This window comes from Thalassolituus hydrocarboniclasticus (assembly GCF_025345565.1).
Classification (GTDB): Bacteria; Pseudomonadota; Gammaproteobacteria; order Pseudomonadales; family Oceanobacteraceae; genus Venatoribacter; species Venatoribacter hydrocarboniclasticus.
The window spans coordinates 1,290,825-1,305,106 of sequence record NZ_CP054475.1 but is presented as its reverse complement, the minus strand read 5'-3'; the positions used below and the strand labels follow the sequence as shown (position 1 = coordinate 1,305,106).

Annotated in this window: 11 protein-coding genes; 5 read left to right on the top strand and 6 right to left on the bottom strand. The window is 53.5% G+C overall.

Annotated elements, in window-relative coordinates:
* From HUF19_RS05780 to HUF19_RS05770, 3 genes are all read left to right on the top strand, one after another.
* The gene (locus HUF19_RS05780) at window positions 1–753 is read left to right on the top strand and encodes an ABC transporter ATP-binding protein (protein ID WP_260998894.1); all 753 of its coding nucleotides are present in this window, start codon (window positions 1–3) and stop codon (window positions 751–753) included.
* Window positions 747–1,994 (top strand): ABC transporter permease, encoded by a 1,248-nt coding sequence (locus HUF19_RS05775; protein WP_260998893.1) that lies wholly within the window; start codon window positions 747–749, stop codon window positions 1,992–1,994. Before HUF19_RS05780 ends, HUF19_RS05775 begins: the two co-directional genes overlap by 7 nt.
* A 155-nt stretch (window positions 1,995–2,149) precedes the next feature.
* Window positions 2,150–4,213 (top strand): alkyl/aryl-sulfatase, encoded by a 2,064-nt coding sequence (locus HUF19_RS05770; RefSeq protein WP_260998892.1) that lies wholly within the window; start codon window positions 2,150–2,152, stop codon window positions 4,211–4,213.
* A 395-nt stretch (window positions 4,214–4,608) separates the two neighbouring features.
* Here HUF19_RS05770 and HUF19_RS05765 read toward each other — a convergent pair whose 3' ends face one another.
* The 3 genes from HUF19_RS05765 to HUF19_RS05755 all read right to left on the bottom strand — a co-directional run bounded on the left by HUF19_RS05765 (window position 4,609) and on the right by HUF19_RS05755 (window position 7,469).
* Complete coding sequence (locus HUF19_RS05765) at window positions 4,609–5,634, bottom strand: AraC family transcriptional regulator (protein ID WP_260998891.1); 1,026 nt, start codon at window positions 5,632–5,634, stop codon at window positions 4,609–4,611.
* 21 nt (window positions 5,635–5,655) lie between these two features.
* Window positions 5,656–6,564, bottom strand: coding sequence for an alpha/beta fold hydrolase (locus HUF19_RS05760; protein WP_260998890.1), 909 nt, complete (start codon window positions 6,562–6,564; stop codon window positions 5,656–5,658).
* 137 nt (window positions 6,565–6,701) lie between these two features.
* Complete coding sequence (locus tag HUF19_RS05755) at window positions 6,702–7,469, bottom strand: class II aldolase/adducin family protein (protein WP_260998889.1); 768 nt, start codon at window positions 7,467–7,469, stop codon at window positions 6,702–6,704.
* Between the two features lie 80 nt (window positions 7,470–7,549).
* Between HUF19_RS05755 and HUF19_RS05750 the strand changes: the two genes are divergently transcribed.
* Entirely contained in the window at window positions 7,550–8,263 is a 714-nt protein-coding gene (locus HUF19_RS05750; protein WP_260998888.1) for a Crp/Fnr family transcriptional regulator, read from the top strand.
* A gap of 39 nt (window positions 8,264–8,302) precedes the next feature.
* Here the strand turns inward: HUF19_RS05750 and HUF19_RS05745 are convergent, their stop codons facing one another.
* The 3 genes from HUF19_RS05745 to HUF19_RS05735 form a co-directional block, all read right to left on the bottom strand.
* Entirely contained in the window at window positions 8,303–8,767 is a 465-nt protein-coding gene (locus tag HUF19_RS05745) for a YbaN family protein (protein WP_260998887.1), read from the bottom strand.
* A 26-nt stretch (window positions 8,768–8,793) separates the two neighbouring features.
* Window positions 8,794–11,154, bottom strand: a complete 2,361-nt coding sequence (locus HUF19_RS05740) for a CCXG family PEP-CTERM protein (protein ID WP_260998886.1) — start codon at window positions 11,152–11,154, stop codon at window positions 8,794–8,796.
* Window positions 11,155–11,301: 147 nt separating this feature from the next.
* On the bottom strand, window positions 11,302–12,282 hold the full coding sequence (locus HUF19_RS05735; protein WP_260998885.1) for a GlxA family transcriptional regulator: 981 nt from the start codon (window positions 12,280–12,282) through the stop codon (window positions 11,302–11,304).
* A 191-nt stretch (window positions 12,283–12,473) separates the two neighbouring features.
* On the opposite strand from HUF19_RS05735, the gene HUF19_RS05730 reads away from it, so the two are divergent.
* On the top strand, window positions 12,474–14,264 hold the full coding sequence (locus HUF19_RS05730) for an acyl-CoA dehydrogenase (RefSeq protein WP_260998884.1): 1,791 nt from the start codon (window positions 12,474–12,476) through the stop codon (window positions 14,262–14,264).
* Window positions 14,265–14,282: the final 18 nt, after the last annotated feature.

Below are 14,282 nucleotides of genomic sequence, written 5' to 3'. Positions count from 1 at the left end.
ATGATCACAGCCGATCTTTCCGCAGATCAACCTGTCGCCGTACAGCCGGTGCTGGAAATCCGCCATCTGCTGCACGCCTGGCCGGATGCCCAATCCGGACAGGCAGAAACCCTGCTGGATATCCGCCATTTTCAATTACAGGCCGGCGAGCGCTGTTTTCTGCATGGCCCGTCGGGCAGCGGTAAATCGACCCTGCTGAATATTATTGCCGGGCTCTGTCAGCCCAGTACCGGCGAGATTTGGCTGGCCGGTAAATCGCTGTGGCAACTGAGCGCGCGTCAGCGCGACCACCTGCGTGCCAGCAAAACCGGAGTGATCAGCCAGACCTTTAACCTGCTGCCCTATCTGACGGTGAGCGAAAATCTGCAGCTGATGCAGAACTTTGCCGGGCAGCACAACGACCGCCACTGGCAGGGGTATCTGCTGCAACAACTGAATCTGAGCAAACAGGCTAACCAGACCGTGGCGCGGCTGAGCGTTGGCCAGCAACAGCGCGCTGCTATTGCCCGCGCACTGGTACACCGTCCGGCGCTGATCATCGCCGACGAGCCGACCTCGGCACTGGATAACGACAACAAAAATGCCTTTATGCGCCTGCTGCTGCAGGAGTGTTCCGCCAGCGGTGCCAGCCTGTTACTGGTCAGCCACGACCTCAGCCTGCAGCCGCATTTTGACCGGGTGCTGGATATCGCCAGCTGCAAGCCCGGTCAGCGCGCCACTCCGGAATCAGATAAGGAGCCACTGCCATGCTGATGCGTCTGGCCGTTAAAAGTCTGCTGCAGCGTAAACTGGCGGTGGCGCTGATTGTGCTGGCGATGAGCCTGAGCCTCGCCACCCTGTTACTGACCCGCAGCTTAAGCAGCGAGTTACGCAGCAGCTTCAGCAACAGCATCAGCGGCACCGACCTGATTGTGGCCGCCCGCAGCCATCCACTGCAGGTGTTACTGTATTCAGTATTCCGCATGGGCACGCCAACTCAGGCGATGTCGGCAGAGCGCTGGCATGAAATCGAACAACGGCCGCAAACCGCCTGGGCCTTTCCCATCGTGCTCGGCGACTCCCATCAGGGCTATGCGGTGATCGGCACCAACGATGATTACTTCCGCCATTTCCGTTACGGCCGCCAGCAGGCGCTGCAATTAAGCAGCGCCCTGCCGGCGATCAATCTGCAGCAACCACACTTTGCCGCACCGCTGCAGGTATTTATTGGTGCCACCGTGGCACGCGAGCGTGGCTATACCGTGGGCGATCATCTGCACCTCAGCCACGGCAGCCATGGCCACAGTTTTATGCAACACAAAGAGGTGGATTTTGTGGTTGCCGGTATCCTGCAGCCAACCGGCACGCCGGTTGACCGCTCGCTGCATGTGCATCTGCAAACGCTGGAAGCGCTGCACGATCCGCAACAGGCTCTGCGTCTAACAACGGCCGGCTGGCAGGATCTGCCTGAGGCTGATGCCATCTCCGCCCTCTTTGTTGGGCTGACCTCACGGCCGCTGTTATTTCAGCTGCAGAACGTTTTAAACCAGCCCCATCAGGAACCGCTAACCGCGGTCATTCCCGGCGTTGCCCTGAGCGAATTCTGGCAATTGCTGGGTAATGCCGAACAACTGCTGCAGGCACTGAGCCTGCTGATGTTAATCACCAGCCTGCTCGGCTCGGTGGCTATGCTGCAGGTCACCGTGGCCGGACGACGTCAGGAAATTGCCCTGCTGCGTATTATTGGCGCCCGCCCGCTGTACCTCTTTGTGCTGCTGGAAACCGAGGTATTACTGCTGACGCTGCTCAGCTGGCTGCTGGCCCTGAGCATCGCAGCGGCTACGCAATGGCTGGCACAACCGCTGCTGGCCGAACACTATGGCTTGCTGATTGAACCTTTGCTGAACCTCGACGGCAGTGGGCTTTATGCAGGGCTGAGCATTGCTCTGGCTTTACTCGCCGGCCTGTTACCGGCACTGTCGGCCTACCGCTTGTCGTTAACGACTCAACATTAAACCGCCAGCATTAAACCGGGCAGTATCAGCAGACTGGCCACTTCACTTCAGACTGGCCACTTAAGAGTGGTCAGTAAAGACAAGTGACTGACCGGTGCGAACCGGCAACGCCGCAGTCAGGCTCCTACACTGAGAGATCAGCACAGGAGCTTATAATGACAATCAAACTTCCTTTCCCTGCTTTGCGCTTGCGCAAAATCCGTGGTCAGCAAAGCCTGCATGCCGGGCTGCTGCTCAGCGCCGGTCTGTTACTGAGCGCCTGCGGTCAGTCCGATAACCAGATCAGCGTCAGCAGCGACGAACGCGCGGCTACCGCCACCACCATTGCGGCAAACCGTCAGGTGGCAGAGCAACTGAACCTGAATGATCAGCAGGATTTTAACGATGCCCGCCGTGGCCTGATCGCCAGCCCGGAAAACCTGCAGGTTGCTTCGCTGGCCGACCCGGCCAAAAACGTCTGGGATATGCCGGCCTACGGTTTTGTTCAGGGTGATGCACCCAACAGCGTCAACCCCAGCCTGTGGCGTCAGGCACAGCTGAATAATATTCACGGTTTATTTGAAGTCACGCCGGGCATTTATCAGCTGCGTGGTTTTGATTTATCCAACATGACGCTGATTAAAGGCGACAGCGGCTGGATTGTGATCGACCCGATCACCGCTAAAGAAACATCACGCACCGCCTTTAATTTCGCCATGCAGCAACTGGCAGAGCGCTACCCAGACACACGGAATATCAGCGCCATTTTATTTACCCACAGCCATATCGACCATTTTGGCGGCGTGCTCGGCATTATCAGCCAGCAGGAAATTGAGCAGCGGAATATTCCGGTGATTGCACCGGCCGGATTTATGGAAGAAGCCACCAGCGAAAATATTATTGCCGGTACCGCCATGAGCCGCCGTGCGGTGTATATGTACGGTAAAAATCTGGCGCGGGACGAATTCGGCCATGTGGATTCCGGCCTGGGTAAAGGCCCGGCGTTTGGTGAGTTCAGCATTATTGAACCCAACCAGCTAGTCAGTAAAACCCCAACCGAGCTGACCATTGACGGTGTTCAGTTTCAGTTCCAGTACACCCCGGAATCCGAAGCACCGGCCGAGTTCACCTTTTATTTACCACAATATAAAGCCTTCTGCGGTGGTGAAGTGGTTTCGCGCAATATGCACAACCTCTACACCCTGCGCGGTGCCAAAGTACGCGACGCCATGAAATGGAGTGCTTATATTGAAGAAGCACGTAATCTGTTTGCCGATGCCGATATTTATTTCGCCAGCCACCACTGGCCGATGTGGGGCAAAGAACGTATTCAGACCTTCCTGAAACAACAGCGCGATACCTATAAATTTATTCACGACCAGACCGTACGCCGTATGAACCAGGGCATGACACCGGGTGAAATTGCCGAAGATCTGGCCCTGCCCGACTCCCTCGCTCAGGCCTTTTCCAGCCGGGGTTATTACGGCACGGTCAAACACAATGCACGTGCGGTTTATCAGGGCTATTTAGGCTGGTACGACGCCAACCCGGCCCACCTTGATCCGCTGCCCGATCCGCAACGTGCCGCCGGTTATGTTGCTCTCGCCGGTGGCGCCGGTGCCCTGCTGGAAAAAGCACAGAGTGCGTTTGATGCCGGTAATTACCGCTGGAGTGCCGAGCTGCTGAATCATCTGGTGTTTGCCGAACCGGATAATAGTGCGGCACGTAAACTGCTGGCACGTAATTATGATCAGCTGGGTTATCAGGCTGAGTCCGGCCCGTGGCGTGATGTGTATTTAACAGCAGCACTGGAATTACGTACCGGCACACCGGAAACCGGCATTAATATCGCCACCATGAAAGATATGCTGCTGCAGACGCCGGTTGCCAACTTCTTCGATACTCTGGCCGTGCGCTTAAAAGCCGAAGATGCCGCCGATAAAAACTGGCGCATTAAAATTAATTTCACCGATCTGAATGAAAGCCATCTGCTATGGGTTGAAAATGCGGTACTGCATCATCGTCAGCTGAGCAAAGACACGCCGGAAGAAGGTGAAATCAACGCCAGCCTGAACCTGACTCACCCGCTGTTTATCAGCATGCTGATTGGTGAAGTCGGCTTAAAAGACACGCTGTTTTCCGATGACCTGAACATTGATGGCAGCAAGATTGATCTGGTGCGTTTTTTCAGCCTGTTTGAAAAACCTGCAACTTCGTTTGCGATTGTTTTGCCGGATTAAATTTTCTTCTCGTTCTTCTCGTTCTTCTCGTTCCCAGGCTCCGCGTGGGAATGCCCTGCTTAGTGTGTACAGACAAGGGCTACCACGCAGAGCGTGGGAGCCAGATGGATATTCTCGTTCCCATGCTCTGCTCTTCTCGTTCCCACGCTCCGCGTGGGAATGCCCTGCTTAGTGTGTACAGGCAAGGGCTACCACGCAGAGCGTGGGAGCCAGATGGAAAGAGACTTTCTGTTTCTTCTCGTTCTTCTCGTTCCCATGCTCCGCGTGGGAATGCTCCGCGTGGGAACGCTCCGCTCCGTGTGGAAATGCAACAGTACCGGCAAGGGATACGCAGAACATGGGAGCCAGATGAGCGTGGGAGCCAGATGGCAAGAGACTTTCTGCGAGGGTGCTTTTTAAGCTCCGGCGCTTTTCTTTTCCTTACGGTATTGCCCCGGCGTCTGCTCAAACCAGCGCTGAAACGCGCGGTTAAAATTACTGCTGTCACTGAACCCCAGCCGTAACGCGATATCCGTTACCGGCACCGCTGTCTGTAGCAGGTAATGTACCGCCATTTCACGCCGCACTTCTTCCAGTACCTGACGGAAACTGGTGCCTTCCTGTTGCAGATAACGCCGCAGCGTCCGTTCGCTCAGATTAAAGACCTGTGCGGTATCGGCCAGCGTCGGTTCGCCCTGTTCCAGCACCGCCTGAATGCTGTTTTTTATCCGCTCGTGCCAGTTAAGAGCATTCATTTTTTGCAGGTATTGTTCAACCAGAGCTTCGTTGGCAGCAGCCAGTTGTGAGTCACCGGGCAATGCCATTTTTATCAGCTGTGCGCGTTCAAACCACAGGCAGTTGGTCGCCTGCTGAAAGTTGACCGGGCACTGAAAAAACGTACTCCAGCGCTCGCCACCTGTTACAGGTAAAGACCGCATTAATTCTACATTCTGTACCAGCAGATTCTGCCCGGTTAACTGCCGGGCAAAGGTAACGATGGTGGCAAAAAAACCGTCAACAGCGAGGGCGCTGATCGGCACTCCCGCCAGAGGATCAATTGCAAAACCAATGCGGTGTGGCTGATGAATAACGCGGATATTAACGGTATTGGAAATCATGGCGTGATAGCGCCCGATTTTATCAATGACCTGCTGCATATTCTGGCAGCTGAGCATCAGCAGACCGAGGGCGCGAAAATGCATCGGCTGCACATAACGGGAGACTTCCAGGCCAAAAGCCGGATTAGCAGTAGCCTGTTCTACCCTGTCCCAGAACGCGGTCATAGTGGCAATGGCAACACGGCTGTCGGGATGCTGCTCCAGCTCCTGCAGATTCAGGCCGACATCCTGCAGCAAAGGCACAGGATCGCGGCCAGATTCCTGCAAGGCTTTGCAGATAGCCAGTGCCCAGGCAGCAATAGTGGAATAAGAAGGCTGATTCATGCGAACCCTGTTGTGAATATTTTATCCGCCAGAGCGAATCACCGTGGTCAGAAAAGACGTTACGGCTGAGAGAACAATCTGGCTGTCTTCCAGCTGAGGATAATGACCAATACCCGGCAATTGCACAATGTTTTCCCCGCCTACCAGCTCACGGTAACGGGCCACCATATGCTCACCGGAAATAGGATCGGCGGAGCCATTAATTAACGCCAGCGGCACGTGGGTATTCTGCAAGGCACCAACCCAACGCTCACGGAATTGCCGCCGTTCACTCATATAACGGATCAGTTTATGAAAAACCCGCAGCCCCTGTTGCTGTGAAATTAATGTCCAGAAGCCCTGCAGTTCTTCATCGCTGAGTGGTTTCGCACAGATATGGGCAAAGGTTTTCTGCAGTTTTTTATAAGAATACAAACGGGCAAACAGTGGTCCCAGCGGACTGATCAGTAATTTCTGTACCAGCACCGGTTTGTGGGTTTCGGGAAACAGCCCGCCATTTAATAAAATACAGGCGCTTATGCTGCTGTTTTTGCTACCGTTACTGGCGCCGTGCTGATCAAGATCACGGGCCAGTAATTCCTGTGCCACGGTATCGCCATAATCGTGTGCCAGAATGCTGTACTGCTGAATATTCAGATGTTTAAGCAGCGCCTGCTGTAAATCCGCCTGAAAGGCGATACGGTAATCGCCATTCTGCGGTTTGGCACTGAAACCAAAACCCAGCATATCCATCGTAATAACAAAATAATCTTCACTCAGCGCCTGCCACTGGTAACGCCAGTCCCAGGAGGCGGTAGGAAAACCATGAATCAGCAGCAGTGCCGGTTTTGTTTCATCGCCGGCGGTGCAGTAGAAAATATCCTGCCCCAGCAGAGAAATACGTTTTCCCTGTTGCTGCCACTGGTTTAACGACGGTGCGTTGGCGCTCATAAAAACCCTTTTTTATTCTTATAAAAACAGAGCAGGGCTTAACTTCGCCCTGCTCTGTGTTTCATGACCTGTTAACACCAATTAAACAGACTCTGGCGATTAAACAGACCCTGACGATAACCTTTCAGCGCACAAATTTACTGCGCATAAGGTGCCTGAATACGCTCCAGTTTACGCAATAATCCGGGCCACGCCAGCTTGCCACCGGCATTGCGGGTTACCTGCTGTGCTGCCTGTTTAATACCGGCCACAATGGCATCCGGCACCATAATTAATTCACTGCCACCGGACTGCGCCAGTAACTGCACTTCGCAGGCACGCTGCAGAATAAACATATTCAGGAAGGCATCGGCAACGTTATCGGCACAGGTCAGTAAACCGTGATTACGCAGGATCATAAACTGGGTTTCACCCAGATCCGCGACCAAGCGGACTTTTTCTTCCGGATTTAACGCCACGCCTTCGTATTCGTGGTAGCTCAGGCCGGACAGCGGAAACAGCGATTGCTGGGAAATTGCCAGCAGGCCGTCTTTCTGTGCCGAAACCGCCACTCCTTCTTTGGTGTGTAAATGAATCACGCACTTAGCATCATCACGGGCTTCGTGCACCGCACTGTGAATGGTAAAACCGGCCGGGTTAATTTCATATTCCGACGGCATTACTTTATTGCCCTGCAGATCCACCTTAACCAGACTAGACGCCGATACTTCATCAAACATCAAACCATAAGGGTTAATCAGAAAATGGTGCTCCGGGCCGGGCACGCGGGCAGAAATATGGGTAAAAATCAGATCGTCCCAGCCATAATGGGCGACCAGGTTATAACAGGCGGCCAGATCAACCCGCATTTGCCATTCTTCGGCGGATACCTGTTCACGGACGCTGACGGCGTTTTGCTTGGTCATCTTAAACTCCTCTGGTTATTATTCTCACCAGCAACATACCCCGCCTGAGCGGCAAACTCTGTAAATTTTTGGACAATCCTGTGCCTGACAATCCGCCGTTATCCGCACCCGCCGAACCCTCCGTACAGCAGCGTCTGCAACTGCTGCGGCAAAGCTGGCTGGCCGAATTGCCGGACGCGGAGCTGGAACAACTGGCCCGTGCCAGCACCATTCTGCGCCTGAACACAGGCCAGCAGGTACATGCCCGTGGCGATCTGGCGAAAGGTTATATGGGGGTTATCAGCGGACGGCTGGGCGTCAGCACCCTGACCGATGACGGTAAAGTGCTGACACTGGCCTATTTTTTACCCGGCGACTGGTTTGGTGAAATCTCATTGGTCGACGGGCTGCCACGCACCCACGACATCAGTGCGATGGAAGACAGCGAATTATTACTGATCGCCGCAACGGATTTTCAGTCATTGCTGCAGCGTTATCCGCAATTATGGCCGACGCTGGCAAAACACTTATGCCAGCGTTTGCGCCTGCTGATGGATGCGGTGGAAGAAGCCACCCTGCTGCCGATGCCGGCACGCCTGGCACGTAAATTATTGCAGTTGCAGCGTATGGATACCCGCCACTCGATGTCGCAGCAGGCACTGGCAGAAATGATGGGCGTGTCGCGGCAGTCGGTGGCGCGGGTACTGGCACAGTGGGTCAGCGAGGGCTGGATCAGCACACACTATAACCGCATTGATATTCTCGACCGTCAGGCGCTGGAAGTGGTTGCCGGCCATACCGGTGTACCGCGCTGAACATTTTTCGTCAGGAATGGCGGAAATAACTCCGTGCAGTTAACGCCGTCCGTCCCCGTTACTGTCCGTTAATACCAGCGTTGGCTGACGCAGAATATAAATGCTTACCAGCACACCAATGGCAGGCAGAATAATTTTAACCGGCAAGCGATCCACCAGCACAAAAGCCGTCAGCAGCATGGTGCTCCACAGCAGTAACAGCGTATAAACCTTGGCCCGCAGCGGAATGCCTTTACCGTCGAGATAATAAATCACATAACGGCCCAGCTTCGGATGCCGGATCAGCCACACATAAAAGCGCGGTGATGTGCGCAGAAAGCAGGCGGCGGCCAACAACAGGAAAGGCGTTGTCGGCAGCAACGGCAGGAAAATCCCCAGCACTCCCAGAACAACACTGAGCCAGCCGCAGCCAAGCACCAGCGCCCGCAGCAGCGGCTGACGTATCGCTTTTTTTTCTGCCAGTTGCGAATGCAGTTCTGTATCCTGTCCGGCCTGATCCTGCATGTTTTTCCTGTATCAGTAGTGGCGTATCAGTGTAAACGTACCCGGTATTGATAGTCGAAGTATGGCTGAAGATTGCCCAGAGAGGGATTCATACTGCCATCCAGACGCAGACGGAAATGAGTAATCGCAGGATCAAAACCATCAGCACCTGCACCAGGTTGATAGCCAAAGGTGTTACCACCATCACTGGAAAATTCCAGACTGTCTGTTGTACTGGTCAGACTGTCAAAAGTAAACGTCAGTCCGGTACGGTTATTGCCGCTGCCATTAACAAAAGTTACCGGACTGATGGAGCTATCGGTACCGACATAAAACTCAGAGTCGGCAGCAATTGCCTGCACCAACATAGTGCTGTTCAGATCAGAACTGAGCGTACCGGTATTACTGGCACGTACCGAGTAATCAATCACGGCACCAGGAATGGCTTTCGGGTTGCTGCTGCCATTAACCGGATCAGAAATCACCAGTGCCGTACTATTCAGCTGCAGGTCATACACGCCATTACACTGCGAGAAATTGGCTGCCGGAATAATCTGGTAGGCAGCAGAATTATTGGAGGTTGTACTCCAATACGCCGCGTAAGAATCACCACCTGTATATTCCTGATGGCGGAACTCAAATTTATGATAACCGCGGGCCAGACCCAGGCGTACAGCATTACTGGTATTTGCTCCGCCAAGAGCACCGTGCCCGTCATACCAGCTGACACGCACTGTATCGTTCAGCCGCATTTCAACCGCATCATCACCATCCAGCGCCAGCCACCAGTCACCGTCGGTCGGAACATATAAATAACCATCAAAAATCGTCAGATAATACTCATCACTGCGATTATCAAACGGGTTGCCTGAGCCATTAACCTGACTGAATATGGTTTGCCCATCCAGATAGGTTTCGTTGGCAAACGTATCCACCATCGCCTGAAACTGGCTGGCATTAGCCGCGTAATCAATGCTACTGCTCTGTGTATTAAAAAAACGTGTCCACAATCCGGACGAAGCTGTACAGCTGCGCCCCGCTGGCAGAATCAGCGTACGTACCGCAACAGAACCTGAGACCTGGTTATTATTCAGATTGCTGTCGTATTGCGGGCCGGAAACCTGTGCGCTGTAACTGAACGTCTGACCATCACTTCCCGCAGGCGGTAACGCCGACAACGTCAGGGGGTTAAACGCCTCACCAGAAGCAACGGCAGCAGAATAGGTACAGCTCGCACCGCCGCTGCTGAGAGAACAATTCCAGGGCGCACTGCCCAGCTGATTCAGCTGAAAACTGCCGCCTAAAGCGACAGACAATACAGTGTCGGGCTGTGTCGCGTCCGGGCCATTATTAAATACATTCAGGCTTATATCGCGGGCATTGCCACTGACCCATAAAGCCGGTGGCGTCGCACTCAGGCTGAGTTCTGCACTGCAGCTCTGATGCATACCAAAGGTAACGGTCGGTTCGGAAATCGGACAGCTATAGGAGCGGATATCAATATTTGAGGTACTGAAAGCATTCCAACTTTGACGCCACTCTCTTCTATCCGTACAACGTCCATTCGGGCGACAGAACTCGGCAGTAATACCGCCATCATTGCCGCCTTCTGAACCAATGATTTCAATTTTGTGATAGCCGACAGATAACACTCTGGAACCATAAAGCACGTCAGGGTTTTGCCAGTCAGTTTCCCACCACAGATCGCTGCGCCAATCTTCTTCCACTGGCTGGCCATCAATATAAAGACCGCCACCCCGACCGAAATCAGCGCCATAGCGGAAAAACCATTCTCCACCCTCGCCCGGCCTTACCTCAAAGTAACTTTGTGAATAAGCAACGATATTAGTCCGGCTGCCATTAGCAAACGTCTGGTGATTGCTGACATTGGTAAAATTGGTTACGAAAGTACAACCGTACCCGCTGTTGTTATCATTACTGTTATTAAAGGCAGCAAAACCTTCTGCTTTATTCTGCGGATCCACAGTAGAGTAGCGGGTATGAAAACGGATACCGGGTTTATCAAATACCGGCGGAACCTGTGCCAATGGAGAAGCTTCCGATTTACCGTAATAAAGATAAATTTTACGGCTGCTGTTGGCAGGCAGACTGGCTAATTTAATCCAGACTTCTGCGTTTTTTGTCTGGGCATTCCAGTTATCAATGTAATAAGGGATTTCGGTAGTGTCATCCTGATCAAAAATACGCAGATCGTTACCTGCAGATGTCCAGTCATAGGACGGATGAAGTTCATTACCGTTAAGACGTAACAGAATCTGATAGTTGGTCAGCGTGGAACCGGAATTTTCACTCAGGGTAACTTCTGTACGATATGGCCAGTCGCATAAAAGTCCTGCGTAAGAGCTGTTCGCAATGATCAAAAAACACCAGAGCAGCAAGCGCATCATATTGTCCTCCATTGATATGCGCGCATTGTACTGCAAAAGACCGGTCGCGACTGCTGCCGCATTTTGTCACTCCGGGCTTTTATTTGTCAGAATCCCCTCCGCGGGCGTAACCAGTTGTAACCTCCGGCACATACAGGCGTTCAGGCATCAGAAACGCCTGCTGAAACGGCGGCGATATTCGGTTGGTGTTAAGCCGGTTTTTTTACGGAATAAGCGGCGGAATGAACTGGCATCTTCATAACCGACATCATTCATCACCACATCCACAGTACGCTCGGTTTCTTCCAGTAATTTCTGTGCGGCTTCAATACGGATGGATTGCACATAGGTATTGGGCGGCATATCCAGCGCGGCGTTAAAGCGACGGATAAGCGTACGCTTGGACACACTGAAGCGTTCTGCCAGTTCATCGACGGTAAAGTTACCGGCGTAATGTTCTTCCAGCCAGGCCTGAACCTGTTTTACCAGATCGTCTTTATGCGGTTTTGATAAACGCATTAATGAATACGACAACTGGCTGTCGCGGCGGTAATCGATCACAAAGGCTTTGGCGGTCTGAATGGCCGTTTCAAAACCGAAATTGCGTTCAATAATATGCAGCCCAAGATCAAACCAGGCCAGCCCACCACCGGCACAATAAATATGGTCATGGCGGGTAATCAGCTGATCGGCTTTCAGTTCGACCTGCGGGTAACGCTGTTCAAACAGATCTTTAAAGCCCCAGTGGGTGGTTGCGGTTTTACCGTTGAGAATCCCGGCTTCGGCCAGCAAAAAATTACCGGTACAGTTACCGGCAATGGTCCAGCCGTGAGCATCCGCGCGGCGCAACAAAGCCAGTAACTGTGGATTAACATCAATCACATCCTCAACCGGACCGCCGATGGTCGGCACCACAATCACATCCACATCCTGCACATCGTCGTAGCTCATATGGGCCAGCAGATGAATACCGTTAATACAGCGGATAGGGCCGCCATCCGGGCTGGCAATACGCACATTGAACAGGCGTTCCAGCTCCTGTCCCTGAATACGGTTCCAGGTAACGCCAGCCAGACCAAACAGATCGGCGACACCGGTCATGGCCGAAGACAGGGCTTTATCAAAACCCGCAATCACTACATTAAGCATGGATGCTCCCGGTAAAAATCATTGCCATGCTGAAAGTGACATCGGTACCGCCTGATCTGGGCATCAACGTGTCACTATTAGCATCAAGTGTGGCTATATTGACGATTATCTTACAGCATGACAAGCCTGATACTGGTGAAATACGTCATAGCAGTTATGACTCAGCTTTTAAATCCTGAAGGAGCCGCGCCGTGTCGAAACTTATTAATCAGAAAGATCTGGAATTTCTGCTGTATCAGGTATTTCAGGCTGAGCAGCTGACCGAACTGCCCCATTACAGCGAGCACGACCGCACCACCTTCGATGGCATTCTGAATACCTCAGGCCGCATTGCCGAAGATTACTTTGCCCCGCATAACGCCAAAGCGGACGAACACGAGCCGCAATTCGACGGTGAAAAAGTCAGCACCATCCCGGAAGTAAAAGAAGCCTGGCAACACTTTGCCGACTCCGGCCTGCTGTGCGCCCGCCATAGTTATGAAGACGGTGGCATGCAGCTGCCCTCGCTGCTGCATATGGCCGCCAACGCTTATTTTATGTCGGCCAACCCTTCCACCGCCGGCTATCCGTTTTTAACCAGCGCCGCCGCCAATGTGATCCACGCCTTTGGCAGCGACGAACAGAAAGCCACCTTTGTGCCGCACATGTTCAGCGGTCGTTTTTCCGGCACCATGGCGCTGACCGAACCGGATGTTGGCTCATCACTGGGCGATCTGACCACCCGCGCCCTGCCGGCCGATGACGGCAGCTACCGCATTAAAGGCCAGAAGATGTATATCTCCGGCGGCGATCAGGACATCACCGAAAATATCGTGCACTTAGTGCTGGCCCGTATTCAGGGCGCACCACAGGGTGTTAAAGGCATTTCGCTGTTTATCGTGCCGAAGTTTCACACCAACGCCGATGGTTCACTGGGCGCACGCAACGATGTGCAGCTGGCCGGTCTGCTGCACAAAATGGGCTACCGTGGCACCACCTCCACCGTTTTAAGCTTTGGCGAAAAAGACGACTGCCACGGCTACCTGATCGGTGAAGCCGGTAAGGGCCTGATGTACATGTTCAAAATGATGAACGAAGCCCGCATCGGTGTTGGCCTGGGGGCTGCCATGATCGGTTACCGTGGTTATCTGGAATCCCTCGACTACGCCCGTAACCGTCCGCAGGGCCGTTCTCCGGTTGAGAAAGATCCGCTCAGCAAACCGCTGAATATCGTTGAACATGCCGATGTAAAACGCATGCTGCTGGCGCAGAAATCCTACGTCGAAGGGTCGCTGGCGCTGTGCCTGCTGGCTGCCCGCTTAGTGGATGAACAGGAAGCCGGACAGAACGCCGACAGCGGCATCCTGCTCGATTTATTAACCCCGGTGGTGAAATCTTTCCCGTCGTATTACGGCCCGCGCGCCAACGACCTGGCCATTCAGGTGCTGGGTGGCGCCGGTTATACCCGTGAATATCCGGTCGAGCAGTGCTACCGCGACAACCGCTTAAATCCGATTCACGAAGGCACCCACGGCATTCAGTCGCTGGATTTACTCGGCCGTAAACTGTGGCAGCACAATGGCAAAGGCCAGCAGCTGTTAATGGCACGGGTGCAGGCCACACTGAAATCCGCCGCCACCAAAGAACAGCTCGCCGACCTGACCACCAGCTATCAGAAGCATCTTAACACCCTGCTGCAAACCACCATGACACTGGGCAAAGCCCTGCAGAGCGGCCAGGTCAGTGATGCTCTGGGCAACTCGGCGCTGTATCTCGACATGATGGGCAAGATGGTGATCGGCTGGTTGTGGCTGGAAATGGCCGACAAGGCTATCGACACCTTTGGCGCTTCGGCGGCAGAAGACGACCAGCAGTTCCTCGCCGGTAAACTGCAGGCTGCACGCTACTTTATCCGCTGGGAACTGCCGGAAATTGAGCATCAGGCCAAATTGTTAACCGGGTTTGACGACACTTGCACCGCCATGAATCCGGACTGGTTTTAATCAGTCCCCCGTATAAGG